General features: G+C 51.0%; 18 protein-coding genes and 1 pseudogene. 4 read left to right on the forward strand and 15 right to left on the reverse strand.

The annotated features are described in order from the left end of the window. Positions 1-53: 53 nt before the first annotated feature. Positions 54-1403 carry an ABC transporter substrate-binding protein gene (locus O9139_RS07185; RefSeq protein ID WP_270878782.1) on the reverse strand — a complete coding sequence of 450 codons (1350 nt, stop codon included), beginning with the start codon at positions 1401-1403 and terminating at the stop codon, positions 54-56. Positions 1404-2228: 825 nt separating this feature from the next. On the opposite strand from O9139_RS07185, the gene O9139_RS07190 reads away from it, so the two are divergent. Beyond that, positions 2229-3029 carry a protein-glutamine gamma-glutamyltransferase gene (locus O9139_RS07190; protein ID WP_270878783.1) on the forward strand — a complete coding sequence of 267 codons (801 nt, stop codon included), beginning with the start codon at positions 2229-2231 and terminating at the stop codon, positions 3027-3029. A gap of 81 nt (positions 3030-3110) precedes the next feature. After that, on the forward strand, positions 3111-3650 hold the full coding sequence (locus O9139_RS07195) for a hypothetical protein (protein ID WP_270878784.1): 540 nt from the start codon (positions 3111-3113) through the stop codon (positions 3648-3650). A 228-nt stretch (positions 3651-3878) separates the two neighbouring features. Here the strand turns inward: O9139_RS07195 and O9139_RS07200 are convergent, their stop codons facing one another. The 14 genes from O9139_RS07200 to O9139_RS07265 form a co-directional block, all read right to left on the reverse strand. Further along, the gene (locus tag O9139_RS07200; RefSeq protein WP_270878785.1) at positions 3879-5339 is read right to left on the reverse strand and encodes a sulfatase; all 1461 of its coding nucleotides are present in this window, start codon (positions 5337-5339) and stop codon (positions 3879-3881) included. Beyond that, positions 5336-6649, reverse strand: a complete 1314-nt coding sequence (locus tag O9139_RS07205; RefSeq protein WP_270878786.1) for a sulfatase family protein — start codon at positions 6647-6649, stop codon at positions 5336-5338. The genes O9139_RS07200 and O9139_RS07205 overlap by 4 nt, the downstream gene beginning before the upstream one ends. Before the next feature lie 15 nt (positions 6650-6664). Next, positions 6665-7618: an ABC transporter ATP-binding protein gene (locus tag O9139_RS07210; protein ID WP_270878787.1), complete on the reverse strand. Its 954-nt coding sequence runs from the start codon at positions 7616-7618 to the stop codon at positions 6665-6667. Next, positions 7590-8585 carry an ABC transporter ATP-binding protein gene (locus O9139_RS07215; protein WP_270878788.1) on the reverse strand — a complete coding sequence of 332 codons (996 nt, stop codon included), beginning with the start codon at positions 8583-8585 and terminating at the stop codon, positions 7590-7592. The genes O9139_RS07210 and O9139_RS07215 overlap by 29 nt, the downstream gene beginning before the upstream one ends. A gap of 26 nt (positions 8586-8611) precedes the next feature. Continuing rightward, complete coding sequence (locus O9139_RS07220) at positions 8612-9475, reverse strand: ABC transporter permease (protein ID WP_270878789.1); 864 nt, start codon at positions 9473-9475, stop codon at positions 8612-8614. A gap of 18 nt (positions 9476-9493) precedes the next feature. Then, positions 9494-10480 (reverse strand): ABC transporter permease, encoded by a 987-nt coding sequence (locus O9139_RS07225; protein ID WP_270878790.1) that lies wholly within the window; start codon positions 10478-10480, stop codon positions 9494-9496. A gap of 29 nt (positions 10481-10509) precedes the next feature. Next, positions 10510-12204, reverse strand: a complete 1695-nt coding sequence (locus O9139_RS07230; protein ID WP_270878791.1) for an ABC transporter substrate-binding protein — start codon at positions 12202-12204, stop codon at positions 10510-10512. Between the two features lie 177 nt (positions 12205-12381). Beyond that, positions 12382-14748 (reverse strand): helix-turn-helix domain-containing protein, encoded by a 2367-nt coding sequence (locus tag O9139_RS07235; protein ID WP_270878792.1) that lies wholly within the window; start codon positions 14746-14748, stop codon positions 12382-12384. 148 nt (positions 14749-14896) lie between these two features. Further along, complete coding sequence (locus O9139_RS07240) at positions 14897-15679, reverse strand: phytanoyl-CoA dioxygenase family protein (protein WP_270878803.1); 783 nt, start codon at positions 15677-15679, stop codon at positions 14897-14899. Between the two features lie 35 nt (positions 15680-15714). Then, complete coding sequence (locus O9139_RS07245; RefSeq protein ID WP_270878793.1) at positions 15715-16914, reverse strand: GntR family transcriptional regulator; 1200 nt, start codon at positions 16912-16914, stop codon at positions 15715-15717. Next, complete coding sequence (locus O9139_RS07250; protein ID WP_270878794.1) at positions 16880-18091, reverse strand: trans-sulfuration enzyme family protein; 1212 nt, start codon at positions 18089-18091, stop codon at positions 16880-16882. The genes O9139_RS07245 and O9139_RS07250 overlap by 35 nt, the downstream gene beginning before the upstream one ends. Further along, entirely contained in the window at positions 18091-18921 is an 831-nt protein-coding gene (locus O9139_RS07255) for a carbohydrate ABC transporter permease (RefSeq protein ID WP_270878795.1), read from the reverse strand. Before O9139_RS07255 ends, O9139_RS07250 begins: the two co-directional genes overlap by 1 nt. Next, positions 18922-19803 (reverse strand): carbohydrate ABC transporter permease, encoded by an 882-nt coding sequence (locus O9139_RS07260; RefSeq protein ID WP_270878796.1) that lies wholly within the window; start codon positions 19801-19803, stop codon positions 18922-18924. 71 nt (positions 19804-19874) lie between these two features. Continuing rightward, positions 19875-21251 carry an ABC transporter substrate-binding protein gene (locus O9139_RS07265; RefSeq protein ID WP_270878797.1) on the reverse strand — a complete coding sequence of 459 codons (1377 nt, stop codon included), beginning with the start codon at positions 21249-21251 and terminating at the stop codon, positions 19875-19877. Between the two features lie 213 nt (positions 21252-21464). Between O9139_RS07265 and O9139_RS07270 the strand changes: the two are divergent. After that, positions 21465-22766: pseudogene (locus O9139_RS07270) on the forward strand (IS3 family transposase); the annotation flags it as partial. Positions 22767-22879: 113 nt separating this feature from the next. Beyond that, positions 22880-24331 carry an IS1182 family transposase gene (locus O9139_RS07275; RefSeq protein WP_270877866.1) on the forward strand — a complete coding sequence of 484 codons (1452 nt, stop codon included), beginning with the start codon at positions 22880-22882 and terminating at the stop codon, positions 24329-24331. Positions 24332-24461 lie beyond the last annotated feature (130 nt).

Here is a 24461-nt window from a genome sequence, read left to right on the forward strand (position 1 = left end):
CGGGATCGCTCCCGCCGGCCGCATAAATGTTGGTATCGCGCCGAGCCAATTGCTTATTTGTTAAGAATTGCTGCTGCTTTATCGACGAAATCCTGCGCACCTTGATCTACCGTTCTTTTGCCGAACGCAATCGACTGCGCCGTCTCCGTGAGCAATGTGCGTACAGCCCCTTGCCCTGCTGGCGGCAGCGGAAGCTGACCGGCTGTTTTCAGGCTCGTTTGGATCGCATCCGTCGTTCTTTGCTCCGCCGGTGACAGCAACGGTTTGATAGTTTCGTTGCCTTTCGTCGAACCGAGCGCTCCCTGCTCAAGCTTGAAGACTTTCTCCGCTTCTTCATTGTTCACGAAGAAATTAATGAAATCTGCGGCCGTTTTCGCCTGTTTGGAGTTGGCTGATACCGCTAAGTAAGCGCCTTCGACGAACTCGCCTTCTTTGCCCTTCGGATCCAGCGGTCTGCGCAGCGCGCGAACTTCACCATCTTTGATGTAGTTTTGATACAGAGGAATTTGATTGAACGGGAAGACGGTCAACATCACTTTATTTTTTACGAACAAGCCTTGATCCAAGGATACGGTTGCATATTGCTCCGTCGTTGCCGCATCCGGAATCGCTTTGGCTTTGCGCAGTTGATCCCAGATAGAGAACCAGGCGACCATGTCGTCTTTGCCCACGCCTAATTTGCCCTCTGCAGTAAACAATTCCTTACCACGCTGACGGGCAAATACTTGAACGCCGGTAATATCACCACTGTTGTCGCCGGCAGCCCAGACGCCGTTCTCTTTGATCGCTTTCTGCAATTCCAGAGCTTTGGCGGTAAAATCGTCCCATGTCCAGTTGTAATCCGGGTACTTGACGCCCAGTTTATCAAACATGGCCGTGTTAAATTCCCAGCCTGTCATCGTGACACCTTGCGCGACCATGACCGTTTTTCCATTGACTTTGCCTGCTTCCTGCACGGCTGGAGGGAAGTCCTTTAAGTTAATGGTGCCGTCCTGGACGAAGCTGCCAAGATCGAGCAGTGTGTTCCGTCTGGCATAATCCGCAACGTATGTAGCATGCATGCCGACTACGTCAGGCATATTACCGCCTGCGGTTTGGGTAGCCATTTTATCCCAATAATCGTTAAAGGAGCCGAACTCTCTGACGATTTTTACGTTGGGGTGCTGCTTCTCGTACATGTCGGCGATGGCATTGTACTTCTCATGCCGCTTTCCGTCTCCCCACCAGGCGAAGCGGATCGATATATTGTCTTCTTTCTTGGCTACGGGTGCGGCCGATGCTGCAGCTGCTGACGGAGCAGCCGTTGAGGTGGAGGCTGCTGGTGCGGATCCGCCGGTGCTGCAGGCGGACAATCCCATAGATGAGATTAGCGACATCAATAAAAGCGCTTTCATTTTCTTCATGTAATACCCTCCTTTAGTGGATTAACGCGTTTATCCATACTATTTCTTGTGCTGCAATTGCAGTGGGCGGGGCTAGTGCGACGGGCCAGAGCGACGGGCCAGAGCGACGGGTCAGTGCGGCGTAAGCAGCATGCCTCAGTCGGCGGCTAGCCACAGATGGCGCTGGCTCGGCGGCGCGGGCCATGCCGCTCGCTGAGAGCGCCAGTTCGCGCTGCGAGCGGACCGTGGCGGCGCTGAACCTGTGGCTCACTACGAACTGGGCACAAGCGCTGAGCCTAAAAGCATACAGCCGTGCGCTAACGCTGTATCGCCTTGCAGCCGGCAGCTTGAAATAGCTTAGATCATACTTAGAAGCAACGTGTTCATGAAGTGCCTGTGTGGAGGAGATGAGTGTATATACAGCAGAAACGAAGAATTGAGTTGAGTAGTCTTGAGGTGAACGTTTGGTTAATCGATTTAGTTTATCGATTTCCTATTTAAATCTTAAACCAGTCCACGCGTTATTGTCAATAGTAAATCGTTACACTAAATCGTTCTCCTAAGCATTTCAACTCCGCGCTCTCACTACACTCCACTGAAGGGATTATCATGCTACTTTTGCGTGATAATCCGCCGATTCTGCCATTAGCGCAATTTATCCTACACTTTGTGCAGGATAAGCCTCCGCCCAGTTAATCTTGCGTAGTCATCCTGCCATTCCCCCGCCTCCTGCTCCGCTCCCGCCACTTCTATCAAACTGCCGTCTCTTCTTTACTCGCTATCCTGCACCTAATGCCCATCCCGCCCATACATTGGAAATATTCCCGTACCGAATGAGGAGCGTCCATGATTGTATTTACCGCTAACCGATCATTACCTTTCGACGCAAGCCCGCTGTCCGAGTTGGAGAAGAGCATTTATGAGCAAAAGATGATGAGCGCTGTCGAGTATCTGTATGATTCCGCAGACGACCTGCTGTTTGAGCTGCGATTTCGCAGGCATCTACTCGAAACCTCGCTGGCGCTCAGCAAAAGCGGGATTCATTTTGCAGGTTTCAACGATTCCAAATGCAACGACATGTACTGGGAGCGCACTCCCAATGGGCGTTTTCGGCTCAAAAAAGGGGAGTCTGCGCGCAAAGCGATCAACGATATTTTTGTCCATGGACATATGTATGCGTTTGAATGTTCCACGGCTGTCATCGTGGTCCTGTACCAAGCCTTATCAAAATCCATCGGCCCCCGGCATTTTGACCGCCTGTTCCCGGATCTGCTCTTATTTGATTGGGAATACAACAGGTACTTGCACCTAATCGAGCGTTCAAATGTGGAAGAAGCGGTCATTGGCGACGTGCTCTATTTCGACAACCCTGACTTTTCCTCTTCAACTCCATGGTGGCGGGGACAAAATGTCATCAAATTAGACCATAACTTGTATTACGGACATGGACATGGCGTCGGCATCGTGACAGCGCAAGAGGTTATCACCGTCCTCAACCGGTTTCGCAAGCCTTATTATTCGAAGTCGGCACATTTGACACCGCCTTTCATCCATCCTGATTTCTCATATTTTTCCAAATATCAAAGCGCTATTCAGGAACCCGCCCTGATTGCACTCATAGGGTCCATGACATACGCCGGGGGATGAGCCCGAATTATATAGTCATGTGCCCGATTCAGCACCACCTGCATACGATAAGGTATTGCTAAATCCGAGAGGAGAACGATCATGAGAACTGAGATTATGTCTGAGGAAAACCTGCCATTGCATGCCGGAAGAACTGAAAAACTGCCTATTCAACCTATCGTGCAACCGCTCCCTGCCCAGCCTATGCTACCTGCCCAACCTATGCAACCTATTCAGCAAGGTCCAGCTACATGGACAGATGCCAACATGCCGATCCATCAAATGCCAGTGCCGCTGCCCGCTCCTGTACCAACACCTTATTCCGCTCCTATTGCTGGCGGTGTGATCCCAGCTCAGCCTTATCACCATGCTGTTCATCACCCTGTTCACCATGCCGTACACCACGCTTATCATCCAGTACACCATGCCGCTCATCACCCTATGCATCACGTTATGCACCATCCTGTATACCACCCCTATCATGTCTTGGCTTACCATCCGTACCACCACATGGTGCATCATCCGCATCATGCCATGCACCATCACATGCAGCACCATCACATGCAACATCCGCACATGCAGCACCCGCACCATCATACAGGGCACATGCACCATCATCAGCAGCAAGCAGATCCCAAATAAGAAACAAAAAAGAAGCCTGGATCCGAAGATCCGGCTTCTTTTTACTTGCGTTGTTACTGAAGGGAATATTCACCAATTGCAGGCGATACTTCATTTTTATATTCAATTCCACTTGGGATACATGTTTAGATACGAATTTTATCCGGTAAACAGGTTATTTTCCTTATCTGTACTTACGCAATAGAAACTAGTATATCCCGTTCCTGATTCAAATATACATATCTATTTTTAAATTCCCAATCTAATGTACTGCTCGGGTGGAGCGTCATGCGATTTCATGATGCGAATCATGTGATCAATCATCCGCTTTTCGACGGCGGCGTCCTGAATGGGCTGCTTTTGCTCCGGATCGATATGCAAATCATACATCAGCGTGCCGAAGCGATGCGCCGGAATATACGAGGATGCCGGGATTTTGAGCGTACGTACTCCTTTCGTAAAAGAGAACGGATCCGCCAGCTCCAGCTCCTGCAGCTCCTGCACGCTAAATAGCGAAGCCATATGCGTCGGCATCAGCGTGTAGTTATATAACGGCGTATTGTCAGGTCGAATAGGCGCGCGCATATAAACATACCGTCCATCCGTGCAATTGACATGCCCGCCATGAATGCCGAACAGCACGGCTTCACGCTGTGACGCCCCGCTTGCGTCGCGCAAAGGAATACCTTGCATGTCCGCAGGCACATCAACACCAAAAAATTCCAATAAAGTCGGCGATAAATCGATCAATTGCGTTAAACCAGCACAGCGCTCGTTGTTCCGTTTATCGCGTGGATCCCAGACAAAGAGTGGCGTGCGGGCAATTTCATTGTAAAACGGCATGATGTTCTTAGCCCACCAATCATGCTCGCCAAGCAGAAAACCATGATCCGTCGTCACGATCAGCATCGTATCCTGCCACAGATCGTATTCATCCATGGCATCCAGCACTTTGCCCAGGTAGGCGTCGCACATGCTAAGCAGCGCAGCATACTCATATTTGCAGTGCTCGATTTCCTCGCGCGTCTCCTTCACAGGCTGGTATCCCGGCCAGTCAAAGTGCTTCCCCGTGTAATCGTGCGGATACATATCTTTATACGCTTGCGGTGAAAAAAACGGCTCATGCGGATCAAAAGCTTCGATTTGCAGCAGCCAGCGGTCTTCGCTATGATTTGTGCGGATAAATTCAATCCCTCTGGAAAAGGTTTCCGACTGGGGATGCAAACGCTCTTCTTTCATGTATTTGCGGTTAATCCAGTCTTGGCGAAAAAGCTGGCTGCGGTAGCCATCGAAGCTGCCGACATGCTCGGGTATTTCCGGCTCCGCAACCTCCCCCTTCCAGGGATCCCCCTCCTGCCCACGAACGAAGTCCCAAGTGGTATATTGGCTGTGGTAGGTGGCGCCACCCGGCTCCCAGTAATGGTAATGGTCGCTAACCAAATGTGAGTACACCTGATTCGCTCTCAGCAGCGCTGGCATGGAATCATCAAAAGGCTCCAACGGCCCCCAGCTGCGATGCAAGAAATTGTACCGACCGGTCAACATATCGCGCCGGGCAGGCATACAGGGCATGCTGCCCACCCAGTTATTGTCAAACGTAACCGTGTGCTCCGCCAACCGACTAAAATTCGGGGCATGCGTCCAATCGCCGCCATAAGGCGGAAGCATATGCCGGTTCAAGGAATCAAACATGACTACAATCGCTTTCAATGCGTTTGCGCCTCCTCGTGTAAGGATCGGTACCACCGTCTTACGTCTTCCTCCAGCCTGCGGGCCACATCCGGGAATTGTTCCGCAAGATTGACCCGCTCGCCGGCGTCCTGCTCCAGATCGGATAAATGCACGGCATCAACCGCCGTCCTACTGAAGTCCAGCTTGCCGTTCAGCACCAGCTTCCATTTGCCTTCGCGAACCGCCAGTTGGTCCCCATATTCCCAGAACAGCTGCGGGTGTGGGCTTGGCGCCGTTCCGCGAATGGTCGCGCATAAGCTGTAACCGTCTACATCATAGCCTTTCTGATCCGTGCCAGTCAGCTCCAGCACCGTCGGGAACATATCCATCATCGCGCACACTTCGTCATTTACTTGCCCTTGGCTTCCAGCGAAGCCCGCCGGGTAACTCAATATCGCCGGTTCGCGAATGCCTCCATCGAATAAGCTGGCCTTATGGCCACGGAACTTTCCGGCGCTGCCGCCGTAATACAGATCCTCTGTGCCGTCCAGCCAATTACGCGACTCTGTCGACGGACCGTTATCGCTGGAGAAGAAAATAATCGTGTCCTCGTACACGCCTTTGTTTTTCAACGCCGCTACGATTTCCCCGACCCCGTCGTCAACGGCCGCAATCATCGCAGCCATAATTCGCCGATCCGGCGGCAGATCCGAGAAGCGGTCTATGTACGCCTTCGGCGCGTGCATCGGGTAATGCGGTGCATTGTAGGCCACATAGAGGAAATAGGGCTCTTGCTCCGCAGCAGCCTCGATGTAGGACACGGCCTCTCTCGTAATCACTTCGGTCATATATTCGCCGTTCTCCCATACTTCCGTCTCGTTATGCCACAAATCGTGAACGGGATTCACGCCGCCAGCCTGCTCCCAGTAAAAAATATGCGAGTAATAGTCTATGCAGCCTGCACGAAAGCCATAAAACTGGTCAAAACCGTGAGCATTCGGTCCATGCTCCGCCGATGCGCCCAAGTGCCACTTGCCGAATACAGCCGTCTGATACCCTTGCGTTTTCAAGGCTGCAGCCAAGGTCGTCTGCCCGAGGGACAGCCCTTTCGTTCCTCTTTTACCGCCAAGGATGTGGCTGATTCCCGCTCTTGCCGGATATTTGCCCGTCAGCAGCGATGCCCGAGACGGCGAGCAAACCGGTGAATTGGAATACCAATTCGTGAACCGCACGCCTTCGCCGGCCAGCTGGTCGAGATGCGGCGTTTTCATCGCATCCGAGCCATAACAGCCGAGATCGCCATACCCCAGATCATCACAATAAAAAATGATTACATTCGGTCGTTTCATTTGCTATTCCTCCGCTTATCCAAAGAGATGACAGCGCACTTGATGTCCGTCGGCAATTTGCACAGCAGCAACCGGCGCCGTTCTGCAAGTATCGGTGACATAGGGGCAGCGATGCTGGAAGCTGCAGCCCGTCACAGGGATATCCCGTCCCTGCGGATCGATCACTTCTAAAGCTTCCGCCTGCTCTCGCCATGGATCAGGTGACGAATAAAGCAGCAATTTCGTATAGGGATGCTGCGGATTCTGAATCAGCTCCTCAGCCGGTCCGCACTCCATCATTTGCCCTGCATACATGACCATGATGCGGTCAGCCATATACCTAGCGCTTCCTAGATTATGGGTGATCAGGATCATCGCCAAATTTTCTTTATCTTTCAAATCGAGCAGCAAATTCATAATATCGACGCCGATGGAAACATCCAGCATCGATGTCGGCTCATCGGCGACAATGACCTTCGGCGTCAACCCCAGCACCTTGGCGATCACGACGCGCTGCTTCTGCCCGCCAGATAATTGATAGGGATACTTATCGATGAAATCTTCCGCCGGCATCAGTCCAACCTTCTGCAGCAGTTCCAGCACCCGCTCCCGGATATCGCCATCCCAATTGCGCTGCACCTGCAGCGGGCGGCCGATGATGTAGCCGATGGTGTGATGAGGATTGAGCGCAGCGAAAGGGTCCTGAAAGATCATTTGCACAAACGTAGGCAAATTTTTCCGCAGCTGCTTGCTGCTCGCAAGTGATTCCCCGTTATAGACGATGTCGCCGGATGTGGCGGGGATCAAATTGGTCAGCATGCGGGCGATCGTGCTTTTGCCGCTTCCGGATTCGCCGACAATGGCCAGCACTTCACCCGCTTCTAACTTAAAACTGACATCATGAACCGCTCGAAATTGTTTCTTGCGAAACATCGTGCGGGTGCTGAACATTTTGCCGAGCTCATTCACGTGCAGCAGAGGCTTGCTCACGGGATAATCCCTCCTCGGTATAAAGATGGCAGGCAATCTGCCCCCAATTATCCTGCTTCAAGGCAGGCTGCAGCGTTTGGCATTTGGCGACGGCTTGACTGCAGCGTGGGAAGAACCGGCAGCCGGCAGGCGGCCGAATCAGATCCGGCGGGTTGCCTGGAATGCCGGCCAGTCTCTGTTTCGGACCCGACAGCGCAGGAAATGAGCCCAGCAGCCCCTGCGTATAAGGATGGCGCGCCCCCCGCAAAATCTCCTCCCTAGCCGACACTTCGACCAGCTTGCCGGCATACATGATGCCGATTCTATCGCACATTTCCAGCATTAAAGGAAGATCATGCGTAATAAACAGGATGGAAAAGCCAAATTCTTTTTGCAGCTCGAGAATTTTTCGGATGATCCCGTTTTGAACAACGACATCAAGCGCCGTCGTCGGCTCGTCCATGATCACGAGACTGGGCTTAAGCGCCATCGCCATAGCGATGACCACCCGCTGCCGCATACCGCCTGACAACTCGTGCGGGTAGCTGTCCAAGCGGTCTGCCGGAAGATCCACCAGCTTCATCAGGTGGGCCGCTCGCTGCAGGGCTTCCCTCCTGGCCTCAGGCTCGTGCGCCACAATGGCGTCGACAAGCTGATCGCGGATTTTGAGCACCGGATTCAGATTGTTCATGGCGCTCTGCAGCACGATGGACAACTTGGACCAGCGCAGCCGGTCGAACTCCTCATCGCTCAGCGCCGTCAATTCTGTGCCATCGAGCAGCACGCTGCCGCCGGTAAGCTTAGCCGGGTGGCGCAGCAAGCGGGATATGCCGAAGGCCGTCGTCGATTTTCCGCATCCGGACTCACCGGCCAGCCCGAAAATCTCCCCTTTTCCGATCGAGAAACTGACCTCATCGACCGCTTTGACGACACCTCGGGGTGAAGCGTATTCTATACTCAGATTATGGACCCGCAGCAAATCCGCCACATCGATTCCTCCTTCTGATACTTAATCTACAAGGCCGCATTCCCACGGTTCGCCCGATACTTCTCCAGAATGCCGTTGCCGATCAGGATAAAGCCGAAGCAGAAGAAAGCGATCGCCAGCCCCGGCGGAAGAATCCACCACCAGGCATGAAACAGAACGGCATTATTGGCATTGGCCAGCGCCAGAATCGTCCCCCAGCTTACATTCGTGGGATCGCCAAGCCCGAGGAAGCTTAATCCCGCTTCCGCCAGCACAGCTTGCGTCGTCACCAGAACCAAGTTCGCGAGAATAACCGGCACGATATTCGGCAGTATTTCACGGAACATAATTTCCGTATCCTTCATCCCCACCATCCGCGCAGCTTCCACATACCCGCTTTGCCGTTCGCTCATCGTCTGGCTGCGGATGCTTCGGCCCATGTAAAGCCAGCTCAATGAACCGATAATGAGAATCGTGCTCAGCGTCCCCATCGAAGGGAGAAATGAGGCCAAAATAATCATCAGCGCAAGTGTCGGAATGATGAGAAACAGATCGACGATGCGCATCAGCGACTCCTCGATCCAGCCGCCTTTAAATCCGGAAACAACGCCGACTGTGACCCCGATCACCGTTGTAATTAGTCCGGCAAGAATGCCGACCCAGAAGGAAGTCCGTGTTCCGTAGATCATTTGGCTCAACACATCCTGGCCGTAGCTGTCGGTGCCCAACCAGTGGCTAAATGATGGCGGCAGCCAGGAATCGAAGCCGATGAAATTTTTCGGATAGGGGGCAAACCAGGAACCGAACAGTGCAATAACGGTGAAAATCAACAAAATGATAAGCCCCATCTTCCCTTTCGTTCCCGGAAAGGCGGACCAGCTTGCTTTCAGGAATTGTTTTATGATTGGCATGTTAGCCTCCTTGACCGGTTAATTGAGCGCCACGCGCGGATCAATCAGCGGATAGACGAGATCGGCAATCAAATTGCAGACGATAACCGAAATGGCGATGCTCAAGAATGCCCCCTGGATAAGCGGGTAGTCATGATTTAGAATCGCATTGAAAGTGACCAGCCCCACACCGGGGTAGGAGAAGACGATCTCGGTCGTGATCGCGCCTCCAATAACGTGGCCCAACGAGGTCATTAAACCGGTGAAAGAAGGAAGCAGCGCGTTACGTGCGCCGTACATATACTTCCTGCGGCTTGTGCGAATCCCCTTAGCCTTGGCCAGCAGCATGTAATCCTCGGACAGCACGCGCATTAAGTTGTTGCGCAGCACCAAGATATGGCCAGCCAGTGTAGCGATAATTAAAGTGAATACGGGCAAAAAGGCATGATACAAAACCGATCTCCCTTTTTCCCACGCCGTGAAGCTGTCGAAGGCAGGATCAACCGCCTGACCTAGCGGAAACCATCCCAAATAGAAGGAGAAAATCATAATGAAAATAATCGCAATCCAAAAAAAAGGCACGGAGTTCAGAAAAAAGGCCGAGAATAAAGTCGTGTTGTCGAAGAGCGATCCCGCTTTCCACGCGCCCCGAATCCCGATCAGCCATCCGACCAGATAACTGAGCAGCGTGGCAGTGAGCACGGTCCCGAATGTCCAAGGGAGTGCTTTCAGCATGACGTCGGCAACCGGTGAAGGAAAGTTGGCGTACGAGACGCCAAGGTTGCCATGTAAGAGCTGCTTCAAGTACTGCACATATTGATGCCAGAGGCTGGGGTTATCCAGCCCGAATTGTATTTTCAGCGCGTTAGCGACCTCTTGCGAGCCCAGCGCCTTTTCCGAAGCCAGCGCGCTCGCCGGATCTCCCCCCATTAACCGGGGGAGCAGGAAGTTGAGCGTTGCGGCGACATATAACGTGATGAGGGCAAAGCCGATTCTTTTCAACAAATATACGGAATTGTAACGCATCGAACGCGCCTCCTCTTCCCTTAGCTTGATTACTTCTTCTTCACTTGCAGCAGCGAGAGTGCGGAGGTGACCGGCAGATCCTCGTTATAGTTAGTGAACTGGTCGACACGGTAAGGAATATGTCCGCCGACATTGTACATGACGGCTACTGGCGCTTTTTCCGCAATCCGGTTCTGCACTTGTTGATAGAGCTCTTTGCGTTTGCTGCTGTCGGCGGAAGAAGCTTCGTCCAGCCATTTATCGACGTCCTCATCACGGAAACGCATGTAGTTGAGGCCTGGCGCATTCGTTTTGGTCGGTGCTGTCATTTTACTGTGGAAAATTTCCAACTGAGCTTGTGGGTCCGGCGGCGTTGTAATCCCATTCTGCAGCAGCTCATAATCCCCAGCCATCAGCAGCTTCGTCAATTCCGGCCAAGTGACCAGCTTCACCGTCGTTTCGATACCGACATTTTTCAGCCAGTCCGTGATCATGGCTCCTTCTTTATTTTGTGCCGGCGCATTAGCTGCCATGTGATACGTGAACGAAAGCGGCTTGCCGTCCTTCTCAAAGATACCCTTGGCGTTTTTCTTATAACCGGCGGATTCCAATAATTTGATCGCTTCATTGACGTTAAAGCCATAGGCTTGGTTATCGAGCAGTTTGCTATCCACCATTTCGCCAAAGACGGAGGACAAGAACCCTGGATTCGCCGGGAACACGCCGTTAGACTCGCCTTTTTCAATAAGCGACTTACGGTCGAGCGCAATTTGGATCGCCCGGCGTACATTGTTATCCGACAACCCCGGTTTTTCGTTGTTCATAATGACGGAATACGTACTCAGTCCCGGAAACACTTGCAGTTTATTCACCGGATTTTCCAATAGCTTCGGTACACTTGGCATCGCGACGGTGCCCGTCGAGCCTTGCACGTCACCTTTTTCCAGCGCAAGCGTGAGCGTCGAGGAGTTATTGAAGCGGTCGATGAATAGTTGATCGATATTTGGAGCCCCGAGGAAATAGTCCGGGTTCTTATCCAGCACTATAGCGCTTTCATTTATACTTTTAAATTTGAAAGGTCCTGTGCCAATCGGCGTTTTATTCAAAAATTGCGAGGCATCTTCTTTCTCAAACTGCTGCTTCGGTACGATGTAAACGGTTGATAAATAAAATGGCAAGGATGGGAATTGCTTGCTCAATTTAAATACAACGGTATCACTGCCTTGTGCGCTAACGTCCTGCAGCCTGCCGTCACCCCACAGCTGGTAGCGGTCCAGCACTTTGTTATTTTTTAAAGTATTAAAGGAATAAAGCACATCATCAACCGTAAAAGGTTTACCGTCCTGCCATTTCGCTTTCATATTCAGCTTGACGGTGTACGTTTTGTTGTCGTCTGTCCAAGTTCCGTCACCTGCGGCCAAGCGCGGAACGAGCTGCCCTTTTACTGGATTAAAATAGTACAAAGGATCGAATACGTAATCGAAGAATGCCGGCCAATTGCCGGTAGCAAGGAACGGGTTGAAATTGGTTACTTGCTCTGGATTCACCGTTTCGCCGAGATGATAAATGACCGTTTCACCTTTTTTTGCTGGTTCAGCAGGCTTGGCTGTCTCTGTCGTCCCTGCCTTGTTATCCACCTTAGTTTGCGCTTGCGGTGTGGAATCGCTGCATCCGCTGAGGACACCTGCGAATAAAGCCAATGTGGTGATTGCAACCGCAGTCGTTTTTCTAGTACCCCACTTCATTGGAATTTCCTCCTTAATAAAAATGGTGTTGTAGACACGCACATCTACAACACCGATCATAGTCACTGCATGAGATCTGCGTAAAGAGACCATTTCCGAACTTTGTCACTTGGGCCAAGGAAGCACCTCAAATTCTGCTATGGACCTTTTCTGATATCGTTCACCAAGGCTGGAACATCAATAAATTTCGTCCCGATGGAGCTTCTTCGGCGCGTGAATGTCCCTGAATTCACCGGGCGTCATGCCTTCATACTTTTTGAAGATGCGGTTAAAGCTGCGCTGATTGGCATAGCCAACCGAGGCGCCGATATCTTTGACCGTCAGTTCACTCATCCGCAGAAGCTCCTTCGCTTTCTCCAACCGCAGCGAGATAACATAGTCCATGAATGTAATGCTGATTTCCTGACGGAACAAACGGCTGACATAGGACGGGTCCAGCTGCAATTGGTCAGCAATGCCCCCAAGTGAAATCTCCTTATCAAAATTAACCTGAATATAGTCCAGGATTTGCTGGGCAACCGATTCCGGTTCCGTCTTCTTCTCGGCGTGGAAGCGCAAATTCGTCTGGCGGATGTAAGCCTGAGCGAAATGTACGACATCATCCACCGTTTCCAAACGAAGCAGCTTCTCCAGCAGATCAGCAAGCTCATTGTCCGCATGCGCCGGCAGTCCGAGCTCGGTGGAACGCTGGAACACTTCGACAATCAGTTGAAAATACGCATGCTGGATCAGCGGGAACGGCAGCCCCTCTGCGCCTTCAGCCGCTTCGCTCAGCTTATAAAGCTCATCTTCGAAGCTCTGCGAAGGCTCCTCGCGAAACATTAAAAGAATCTCCCGCTTCAATTCCGCCAGCTTGCGGATGAGCAGGTGGTCGCCGGGATTTTTTTCACGGTTCAGCCAGCTTGGGGCAATCAGCCCGTAACCTTTGAACGCCCGGCTTTCCAGGGCATCGACAGCTTCCCGGTACGACTCGCTAATGTCGCCTGCCTGCATATGGAGCTGGCCGATCCCAGTGCTCACAGTCAAATGCAAATATTCCCGAATCGCTGCGCGCATCCGCTCAGCCGTCTCTACCACGTCTTGGCAGAACGCTTCAGCCGTCATACTCGCCTCCAGATTGCAGACGAGAATGACATCCCGGCTCTCCATGTGCAGCGGGTAGCTTCTGTATAAATGACCGCTCAGCTCACCGGCGAGCTTGGCGATAAAATAGCGGATCAAGCTTTGGTCAAAGCTTCCGTATTTCTCAACATACGTATGATAATCATCGATGCGGATCACACATACAAAAAATCCATTTGGCGTCACCGGCAGCTGGTAATACGCAAATTTGGCAAAGCGCTCTTCATGCAGCTTCGACCGCTCATGAATCAATTGCTGGAGAAAGCTTTGCTGCAGCACCGGCCAATTGTCTTTCAACTGGCTTTCCATCTCTGCGCCCTGCTCTTTCATCGAAATAAAGGCCGAGAACAGCATCGCCAGCTCGCTCTGCTCACGAATCGGCGTCGCCGACCGCCAATCGTCTTTTTTGTTATTCACCATTTGCACCAAAGAATGAATAGGACTGTAAATTCGCAGTGTAATATAAAAGGCTACAAGTACAGCAGCCAATATGCTAAAAGCCATGAGGATCAGCATGAAACTCTGAATTTCCGTGCTGCTTTTGTATAAGGAGCTTGTTGGAATGAGGTCGACATACTTCCAGCCCGTATAAGGGGAGGACACGGCGGTGAACGTAAATTCGCTGCCCCGGAATGCGCCTGTAAAAGCGGATATATCACTGCCAATCTTATCCCGAACAACAGCGAATTCCTCGACGGGCACTTCACGTCCCGTATTGCTGTTGAAGGCCAGCTTAGCGTCAGGGCTGACCATCCAAATTTCTTCCCCTTGCCGCATAAGCCGGAACGACGGAATTTGGAACAAGGCCTGTTGATTCATATTGACGACAATGGCGCCTTGAATCGGAGAGCCTGTCCACGGTGTCGTGCGGATCAAGGTCACCTGGGTTTGTGATAAGTTTTTATTATCAGGATATTCACGGACAAACCATCTTGATTCCGTACGCTGCATGCTGTGGTAATCAGGCAGCCATGCGGCATCGTCCATATCCTTCGACTTGGTTGGCCCGATCAACGCAGATTGTACTAGGTCGCTGGCTGCGTAGTAGACATAGATCGATTCCATGTATGGAGAAGTAATATAGGAATCCAGCAAATAGTTGTGGATCTCGTCCACATCGGATGGGGAAGGACCTTCAGCCCCCGCTTCCAGCGCTTCCGAAAAAGCACGGTTTTGCGCCAGCCGGATCGTAATCTGATCGACGTCATTCAACAGCGTATCCATGAGGCGTCGCGTCTGTTCCAGCATTTGGAAGCTGGACTGCTTGACCTCGCTCCTGACGACATTCTGGCTGTAACGGTTCGCAAAAAAGCCTACAATCAAGACCGTGATCACCACGAGCACAATAAGCAGGAACAATATTCGAAAAAATAAGCTTCGGAATTTGAAGTTGGAAAAGGCAACCTGAACGAGGCTGATCAATCGGCTCCCCCCTGTCTCGTCGAGTACGGAAACTCTTCTCCTTATTCTTTCCATGCCGAGCCCGTAATTCCTTTATCTGCATGAAGGTATGCGAAAGAACCGAACACCTCATGGTGTTCGGTTCCGATCCCTGCGCAGCCCCCTGACCTCACCCCTCCCCAAACTCCACCGGGTATCCGGCGCCGAAAGGGGCGTCTGGCCGTGCGAATGGGCCCATCAGATAACGGCGGGTCGGTGTCGTGCGGTCGAGAAACTCCGGATTGTTCTCGAACCGATCCGAGCAGCGGACCCATGGCGGGCTATAAATGTAATGCATCGTGTAGCGGTCATAATCGCCGTCATGCGCGAAAGTCCGGTGCCACACGGCATTATGGAAGAACAGGACCGATCCCGCTGGCGCACAGATCACATGACCGACAGGGACATCCTCCTTGGCTGCGCGAATAGCGCCAGGGAGCTCAACCTGGCTCCTGTGGCTGCCCGGGATCATCTCCATGTTCCCTGTACGGGGCAGAGACTGATCCGTCAGCAAGAATGAAGCGCGCAGCTGCAGCAGCGGAATCGGATAACCGAGCTTTTTAAAGTCGTACGCGCCCGAGCCGTCCTGATGCCAGCCGCCCATGCCGCCCAAAGCAGGCTGCTTCGTGCACCAGGCGGACTGCAATATGAAGCGGTCGCCGTACAGCGCCCTGACTTTCGGCAGCACCGCCGGATGGTCGATCAACCGCTCCAAGGCGGGTTCGGTTTCGAAGCCCCGACCGATTTGCGCCCAGCCCGTCGTGCCTGCCGCTTCATGCAGACGGATCGAGGCAGCCAAACATTCGCTGATTTCCGCATCCGTGAGTACCCCCGGAATCACCAGATACCCCCACGACTCAAACATAAACCTGTCAAGCTCGGTAAACTCGCCAGGACTGGATATCGCGTTCATCACATTTTTCCCTCCTTCATATGTTCAGACGCTAATTATTTGTTTACCATAAGTGCCCCTGTCGACTCCCCGACGACTAAAGCCGATTTCACGATCTGCTTAAACGGCTCAGGCAGTTTCTTCTCCTGATGGGCCAGCAGCTTCAGCAATTGCTCAGCCGCTCTGGCGCCGATCGCCTCTTCATGCTGGTCAATGTGGGTGAAAGCCGGAAGCAAGTCGACCGACGAAGAAGGGTTATCGTACGTAATAACCGAGATGTCCTGCGGGGCGCGCAAGCCCAATTTTTTGATCACATCAGCAACAAACATGCCCAGCCTTAAATTCAAAGTAATATATGCGGTCGCAGAACGGCTGCGGATATGGTGGTATAACGGGTGCAGCTCGGGAGGACTGGAAGTGTCCACCTGAAAGTCGGTCAGCATCAGCGCCGGATTAATCATTGCGCCCTTCTGTTTGAGCGCTTCCATATAACCCCGAATCCGCTCATCAACCGTAATCGTGCTGCTGGGAATATCCGAGCAGATGGCGATATCCCGATGTCCGAGCCCCCACAGATGGTTGACAGCCAGCTGCGCGCTCATCCAATTATCCGAACAAACGGAGTGCGTTTCGAAGCCAGGCAAATAGCGGTCGATGAGCACGAACGGATATTCTCGTATTTTTAAAAGCAGAATTTCTTCATTATACGTCTCCGCATCGATCGGGAAAATGAACAGTCCAGCCGCCCCTTGCTGGATCAGCTCTTGAATTGCTTCCTTCTCCCGCTCCTTGCAATTGTGCGAGAGCACAATCGACACATAATAGCCGGTGTCCTTTAACGCCCCATAAATGCCCCGCAGCAATCGAATCGCAAAAAAGTCCTCTAGCAAAGGCATGACCAGACCGACCATTTTGCGTGTAGAGGCTGACTCGCCCTGCCCTCGCATTCTCCCGGCGTCCGGCGGCATAGTCTCCGCCTGCTCCCTGCCTTCAGCCAGTTCGGCCAAAATGCCTGGGTTCACGAAGCTGCCTCTACCCGGAATGCGGTAGATCCAGCCTTCCTGCGCCAGCTTAGTGAGCGCATTGGACACTGTCATTCGGCTCACGCCGAATTGTTCCATCAACTGCTTCTCGGTCGGAAACTTGTCATTTTCCCCGATCTCCCCTGCACAGATGAGCCGTTTGAAATGCTCTTGTATTTGTAAATATAACGGTTGCCGTTCATCCGTTTTGGGTGAAACCCGCATTCTGCTCATGGAACTCCCCCTCAGCAGGGTCGCCCGGCGCGACAAAGCGCCATGCTTCCTCCAAATCCCTAATCAAATCGTCCGGATCCTCAGTACCGATATACAGCCTGACCAGCGAGGCTACTGGCTGATTCTCCCGGTGCAGCTCGCCGACGGTGATCAAGCTTTCAAACCCGCCCCAGCTGGGACCGATGCGAAAATATTGCAGTCGATCCGCCAAAGCTCTGAACCGTTCAGCAGGCTCCGGCGATTCGAACGAAAACAAACTGCTGAATCCTGACATTTGGCAGTGTGCCAATGCATGCTGCGGGTGACTGGCCAGCCCCGGATGATTCACCCTGCTCACATACGATTGCCGGCTGATGAATTCGGCGACTTTCAGCCCGCTCGCTTCATGGCGCTGCATCCGCAGCGGCAGCGTCCGCAGCCCGCGCGTCACCAAGCCTGCTGTCTGCGGGGTCATCAGACCACCGAACAGCATGTATTCCCTGTTCATAAGCGGGTCCATCAAACGCTTGGTCCCCACGACGACGCCCCCGACACAATCGCTATGCCCGGAAATATACTTGGTGATGGAGTGAACGACGAGCCCTACCCCCATGGCGAGCGGGTTTTGATGACAAGGCGTCGCCCACGAATTGTCGAGGATCGTCTCTGCACCGATGGTGCGCGCCAGCTCTGTGCACGCCTTAATGTCCTGCAGCTCGAACATCATGCTGGTCGGACTTTCCAAATACAGCAGTTTGGTATTCGGGCGCACGGCCTGCACCCAGTTATCCAGTGAGCTGCCATCAACGAAGGTCGTCTCTACGCCGAATTTTTGCAAATAGTTGCCCAGGAAGTCGCGGGTCGGCCCATACGCCTGATCGGTGCAAATCACATGGTCCCCTTGCCCCACAATGGACAGGATCGCCGACGATATCGCCGCCATGCCGGATGCGAAGCATTTGGCCCGCTCACCCTGCTCCAGCTCGGCGAGCTTGTCTTCCAGATAGCGCACCGTAGGATTGTTGCCCCGCGAGTAAACAAAATTTTCCTGCTCATCCTTTCTTGCCAAGTTGAACTGCTCATACGTATCGAACGAAAATAAACTCGTCTGATAAATCGGCACACTGATCGCGCCATGGTGGCGATCATCATGCCCGTCATGAGCAACGAGTGAATGCTGCTTCTCTTTGGCATGCATTATCCTTTCACCGCCCCTTGAGTTAATCCCTCAACAATAAAACGCTGTGCAAGGGCGAACAGGATGATCGTCGGCAGCACCGAAAGCACCGTTCCGGCGGACATCGAGCCCCAATCGACATTAAACTTGAGCACAAATGAATTCATCGCCACCGGCAGTGTCTTAAGCGCTTCATTATCGATGAACATCACAGCCAGGAAAAGCTCATTCCAATTTTGCACAAAAGCGAATATAAACATCGAAGAAATGCCCGGCAGCATGATCGGAATAATAACCCGGATGAGTGCAGACAGCTGCGAGCAGCCGTCAATCAACGCCGCTTCCTCCAGATTGGAAGGAATGCGCTGGAAGAAACCGCGCAGCATAATCGTGGAGAACGGAATCAAGCTGACCGTGTACATCAGAATCAGCGCGATGCGATGATTCAGCAGATGCATATTCGACATCATCATATAAAGCGGAGCTAGTGCAATGAAGCCGGGGAGCATCTGCGTCACGAAGAAGCCGAGCATAATCTGCTTGTGCCCACGGAAGCGGAATCTCGCCAGCACATAGGCGCTGCACACGGCGATCACGATGACGATCAAAGCGGAGGACACCGACACGAGCAAACTGTTGGCCATATAGATGTTAAATTTGGATACTTTAAAAATGTTGACATAATTCTGGAAAGTGAGCTGTTCAGGCCAGTAATGAACCGGATAGCTAAAAATTTCTTTTTGCGGCTTTAACGAAGTAATGACAATCCAATACAGCGGGAACACCATGATGATCAAGTGCAGAGCCAGAAAGGCAACCTTGATGATGCGATACCCATAATTTCGTTTCATCTAGAAGTCACCCACCTTTTCAGACTTGGTCACCATCAAGTAAAACAACGTGTACAGGAGCAACATGACGATCATGATGACGCCAACGGCCGATGCAGCCCCATAATCGCCGTCATAAATAATTTTATTGAGCATCAAGGAGGATAAAATATGGGTCGCTCCGCCCGGCCCGCCGTTAGTCATGCCGTAAATCAGCGTTGGATCGTTGAAAATCCAGATGACCCGCAGCAGCGTCGTGGCGATGATCGTCGGCATGATGTACGGGATCGTCACATAGATCAGCTTGCGGAAGCCGTTTGCCCCGTCAATGCTCGCCGCTTCGTACAGCTCGGAGGGAATAGATTGCAGCGATGCGAGCAGCATGATGGTGAAGAAGGCGATCCCATACCACACATTGGCAACAATGACGGAAGCCATCGCCCACTTGGGGTCCGACAGAAACCCGATCCGATCATCGATCAAGCCGAACCGCAGCAAGAGATCGTTAATTACACCGATTTGCGAATTGAACATCCATTTCCAGATCAGACCGATCAGAAAGCCCGACAGCGCCCATGGATAAAAAATAAACCCTTGATATACGCCGCGCCCCCAAAACTTTTTATTCAGGAAGAGCGCAAGGATGAACCCCAGCACAAATTGAAATATTAGCGAAAAAAACACCCAATAGGCGCTGTTTTTCAGTGCGGCAAGAAATTGATGGTCTGCGAACGCGTCAACGAAGTTTTGCATGCCGACAAAATGCACCTGCTTGAGATTGAACAGCTTATAGTTCTGAAAAGCCATCACCACCCCTTTGAGGAAGGGATAGTAGGTAAATACGAGCACAAGCAGCAGAGCGGGCAGCAAGCTCGATAAAATAAATCTTTGCCGGGCACTCACTGTACAGGCACCTCCTTGGTAAGAAAATGGCAGCAGGCGATACTCGCCCGCCGCCGCATTCTTCACGCTTTTTATTTCATCCCCGCTTTTTGATCAAGCCAGAACTTATCCCATTCCTTCAGCAGGTCGTCAGCCGACTTCTTATCCAACAAGTACGATTGCTGCCCTTTCATGCTTGTTTCTCCCCAGCTTCCGTTGCCTGGATATTTGAACGGCGGCGTATAGTTGACAAAGGTGTCCGCTTTAGCCGTCATATCCAGCAGCGTCTTGTACGGGCCGGTCTGGAAGAACGTATCCGCCGTCGCCGAAGTATGAATCGGAATGGTGCCGATTTCTTTGGAGAACACCGTATTTTCCTTCGGACTCGACAGGAACGCGATCAACTTCCAGGCCTCTTCTTTGTTCTTGGAATTTGCCGTAATGCCCCAGCCAGCCGCTCCGGTACTGACCAGCGACTTGCCGTTAGGACCGAGCGGCATCGGCGCGGTTTCCAGCGTCTTCGGATCCATTTTATCCTGCAGCACCTTGATGACGTCCGGGTCTTGAAGCAGAATGCCCGTTACCCCGGAAGTGAACGCTTGCACCTGATCTTGGAAGCCCCAGTTGATCGAGTCCGGCGGCGACGCCTCTTTGTACAGCTTCTTGTACAGCTCGAGTGCCTGCTTCGCTTCAGGTGTGCTATAGATGGTTTTTCCATCTTTTGTAAATGGCGCATCATCAATATTGATCACATTGTCATTAAAATCATAGATCATATGGTCAAAGTTGCCATTCGCCCCCGCTCCGCCGCGGAAAGAGAAGCCATATCGGTTCTGCTTCGGATCTGTCAGCTTGATCGCCGAGTCGACCAGCTCCTGCCACGTTTTCGGAGCCGCCAGCCCTTTCGCGTCGAACCAGTCTTTGCGGTAAAACATTTGCCGCTGATACAGCGCATTGGCAATAAAATACAGCTTACCTCCAGTCGAACCGACGATTTTGGAGGTAGCGGAAAGCGTTTTGCTGTCGGCCCATCCGCCAGCGTACGTATCCAGCGGCTCCAAGTAGCCGTTATTGACATACTCGGCGATGTTCAGATCGCGCACTTCGAGAATGTCCAGATCCTGCTTCGCCGCCAGCATCGTGCGGATTTTGTTGTCTGCCTGGTCGAACGGCGGGGAGATGAGCTCCACCTTGATGTTCGGGTTATCCTGCTGAAACCTGCCGATGGCGTCTTGCAGCAGCTTCGTACGTTCCGGACTCGTCAAGCTTTCGATCATGTGCAAGGTGACTTGTTTGGCCGCCGGAGCCTCTGAAGCTTTCGCGCTCGCCGCTGGCGCCGCCGAACTCCCGCCAGTCGGCGCTGCCGTTCCACTGCTCTCGGTGCCGCTTCCGCTGCACCCTGCCAACGTTCCCATCATCATGACGCCGGCAAGCACAGTTGTCCATCCTTTACCTTGTAATACCCCCATATGTACGCCCTCCTCAAATTTGACATATTCAACTATATTGTCTGAATGGACTAGATATGTCTGTGGTCAGCATGAATTATTTCCTTGCACAAAGGGGACAAAAAAACCACAACACGAGTACACTGGTACCCATGGTCTGGACACTTTGAAAAAGTGTTCAGACCATGGGTACTTTTTTTGTATACTAGAGTAAGCACCGGAGGGGATTACATCATGTCTAAGAAAATCTTTAGCGAAAAAGATCAAATAAGCTTATCAAAGAATAAATACGTGATCAGGATTAGCGATAAAGCAATAACCTATGCGGATGAATTTAAGCAGTTGTTCATCGATCAATATATGGCAGGTAAGCTCCCTAGAGAAATCTTTGAAGCTAACGGGTTTGACGTAAACGTAATTGGAATTCAACGTGTAAATGAGTCTGCCAAGCGTTGGAGAAAAGCATATGGAGAAGACGGAATTATTGGATTAGCTGACTCTCGTAAGGAATCTTCTGGACGTCCGCTGAAGCGTGAACTAACGAAGGATGAAGTAATTGAAAGACAGGAAGCAAGAATTAGACTCCTTGAGTCCCAGGTGGATTTGTTAAAAAAGCTAGACACGAAAGAAAGGTTGCTGGTAGCAAAGGGAAAGAACCTAAGTAAAAGTAAGTTATTTGAGCTAATTAAAGAGACTGTAGGTCAGGGTTTGGGACGTACAACGCGCTACCTCTGCGATTTATTACATGTATCTCGCTCAGGCTATTACAACTACATCCAGGCTGTAGAAGCCCGTAAAGAGCGGTCTCTTTCGGATGCCAAAGCTGGAGAACTGATCAAAAAAGCCTTCAATAAAAAAGGCTTTAAAAAGGGCTCTCGTTCAATAAAGATGACGCTTGAAAACGAGTTTGGCGTGATTTACAACTTGAAGAAAATCCGCAGGCTTATGAAGAAATTCGACCTCGTCTGTCCTCATAGAAAACCCAATCCTTACAAACGTATAGGAAAGGCGACTCAAGAACATCGAACGCTTCCCAACAGATTAGATCGTGATTTTAAAAAAGGTGTTCCTGGGCTTGCGTTGCTCACCGACATCACTTACCTTCCATACGGCCGCTCAGAGACGGCTTATTTGTCGACTATACTAGATGCTTCAACGGGAGAGATCCTTTCTTACAACCTATCCAACAGCCTTTCGTTAGACATTGCTACAGAAACAATCGAGGCACTCATGAAGCAAAGAAAATTGAAGTTGCACAAAGAAGCATTCATCCATTCGGATCAAGGAAGTCATTATACGAGTCCCACATACCAAAAACTTTTGAAGCAAAAGGGACTAGGTCAATCGATGTCTAGACGAGGAAATTGCTGGGACAATGCGCCACAGGAGTCATTTTACGGTCATATGAAAGATCATGTTGACCATCGTAGCTGCCGAACCTTAGCAGAACTACAACGTAAGATTGACAGTTATATCCGCTACTACAACAATAATCGATACCAATGGGGATTAAAAAAGATGACCCCTGTGCAATACGAGGCCACTGAAAAAGTCCTTCGTATGATAAAGACACACCCTGCTCAAGTTTTTGTGAGGATGGTGTGTCTTTTCTCTGTATAATTAAGGTATTAAACCAAGTAGGTGAAAAAATGATTCAAAAACAACAATCTATGACTTTTAGCCCTTATTTGGAACTTTATAACTTGGTGGTACCGAAAGACAATATGTTACGGCAAATCAACGAACTAGTTGACTTCTCTTTTGTATATGAAGAACTGAAGGAACGTTACTGTCTAGACAACGGCCGAAATGCGATCGACCCCATCCGAATGTTCAAGTACTTGCTATTGAAGGCCATTTTTGAACTGTCCGACAACGACATCGTCGAACGTTCGAAGTACGACATGTCGTTTAAATATTTTCTTGATATGGCACCTGAAGATCCAGTGATTGACGCTAGTTCCTTAACCAAGTTTCGGACGCTGCGACTGAAAGACTCGAATTTACTTGACATGCTCGTGGGTAAAACAGTTGAAATTGCATTGGAGAAGGGCATTATTAAAAGCAAAGCCATCATTGTCGATGCTACTCATACCAAAGCCCGTTACAACCAAAAATCCCCGCGGGAAATCTTGCTGGATCGTTCACGCAAGTTAAGAAGAGCGGTCTATAAAGCTGATGAGTCGCTGAAAGCCAAGTTCCCAGTTAAGAATACCAGTAATGTACTTGAAGACGAGATCGACTATTGTCAAAAACTCATAGCTGTTCTTGAAGCTGAAGGTGGTATTTGCGAATTACCAAAAATTAAAGAACCATTGAATTTCTTGAAAGAAACAGTTGCCGATGACCTGCAACAATTACGGATTTCAGAAGATCAGGATGCAAAGGTCGGTCACAAAAGCGCGGACTCTTCGTTCTTTGGCTATAAGACCCATCTTGCCATGACCGAGGAACGAATCATAACAGCTGCCATTGTCACGACGGGTGAAAAGAATGATGGAAAGCAACTGCAATTACTCATCGAAAAAAGCAAGGCAACAGGCATGGAAATCAAGTCCGTCATCGGAGATACAGCTTACTCTGAAAAAGACAATATCGTTTATGCGAAAACCAATAATATTGAACTTATTGCAAAACTAAATCCGCTTATTACACAAGGGGCGCGTAAGAAAGAAGATGAATTTCAATTTAATAAAGATGCAGGCATGTATGTGTGCAAGGCTGGCCATATGGCGACTCAGAAGGCACGGACAGGGAAAAAGGGAGTAAACGATAACCAAAAGAATACCTACTACTTCAATATAGAAGTGTGTAAGAGGTGCCCGTTCAAAGAGGGATGCTACACCGAAGGAGCAAAAAGCAAGACCTACTCGGTGAGTATTAAGTCTAGCGAGCATACTGAACACATCGCCTTTCAGGAAAGTGAGTACTTCAAAGAAAAGGCGAAGGAACGCTACAAAATAGAGGCGAAGAACAGTGAACTAAAACATAGACACGGATATGACGTTGCGTCATCTTCGGGTCTGGTTGGCATGGAGTTACAGGGGGCGATGACGATATTTACCGTTAACTTAAAGAGAATATTGAAACTGATGAAGTGAGCAACCAGCTATAAAGGCTTTCCTAGACAGTAAAAGACGGCCCCAATACCCAAAAACTGGGAATTATGGTCGTCTTTTATTTTATGTTCTTCAGTTGTTCCGTAAAAATCACAAGTTTTTCAGTGGCCTC

The sequence above is a fragment of the Paenibacillus aestuarii genome (assembly GCF_027789125.1).
Taxonomy (GTDB): domain Bacteria; phylum Bacillota; class Bacilli; order Paenibacillales; family NBRC-103111; genus Paenibacillus_E; species Paenibacillus_E aestuarii.

What these genes read in the sequence shown, in the direction of transcription:
- O9139_RS07185 (WP_270878782.1), bottom strand. Translation starts at nt 1,403, where the DNA reads ATGAAGAAAATGAAAGCGCTTTTATTGATGTCGCTAATCTCATCTATG.
- O9139_RS07190 (WP_270878783.1), top strand. Translation starts at nt 2,229, where the DNA reads ATGATTGTATTTACCGCTAACCGATCATTACCTTTCGACGCAAGCCCG.
- O9139_RS07195 (WP_270878784.1), top strand. Translation starts at nt 3,111, where the DNA reads ATGAGAACTGAGATTATGTCTGAGGAAAACCTGCCATTGCATGCCGGA.
- O9139_RS07205 (WP_270878786.1), bottom strand. Translation starts at nt 6,649, where the DNA reads ATGAAACGACCGAATGTAATCATTTTTTATTGTGATGATCTGGGGTAT.
- O9139_RS07220 (WP_270878789.1), bottom strand. Translation starts at nt 9,475, where the DNA reads ATGCCAATCATAAAACAATTCCTGAAAGCAAGCTGGTCCGCCTTTCCG.
- O9139_RS07225 (WP_270878790.1), bottom strand. Translation starts at nt 10,480, where the DNA reads ATGCGTTACAATTCCGTATATTTGTTGAAAAGAATCGGCTTTGCCCTC.
- O9139_RS07230 (WP_270878791.1), bottom strand. Translation starts at nt 12,204, where the DNA reads ATGAAGTGGGGTACTAGAAAAACGACTGCGGTTGCAATCACCACATTG.
- O9139_RS07240 (WP_270878803.1), bottom strand. Translation starts at nt 15,679, where the DNA reads ATGAACGCGATATCCAGTCCTGGCGAGTTTACCGAGCTTGACAGGTTT.
- O9139_RS07245 (WP_270878793.1), bottom strand. Translation starts at nt 16,914, where the DNA reads ATGAGCAGAATGCGGGTTTCACCCAAAACGGATGAACGGCAACCGTTA.
- O9139_RS07250 (WP_270878794.1), bottom strand. Translation starts at nt 18,091, where the DNA reads ATGCATGCCAAAGAGAAGCAGCATTCACTCGTTGCTCATGACGGGCAT.
- O9139_RS07255 (WP_270878795.1), bottom strand. Translation starts at nt 18,921, where the DNA reads ATGAAACGAAATTATGGGTATCGCATCATCAAGGTTGCCTTTCTGGCT.
- O9139_RS07265 (WP_270878797.1), bottom strand. Translation starts at nt 21,251, where the DNA reads ATGGGGGTATTACAAGGTAAAGGATGGACAACTGTGCTTGCCGGCGTC.
- O9139_RS07275 (WP_270877866.1), top strand. Translation starts at nt 22,880, where the DNA reads ATGATTCAAAAACAACAATCTATGACTTTTAGCCCTTATTTGGAACTT.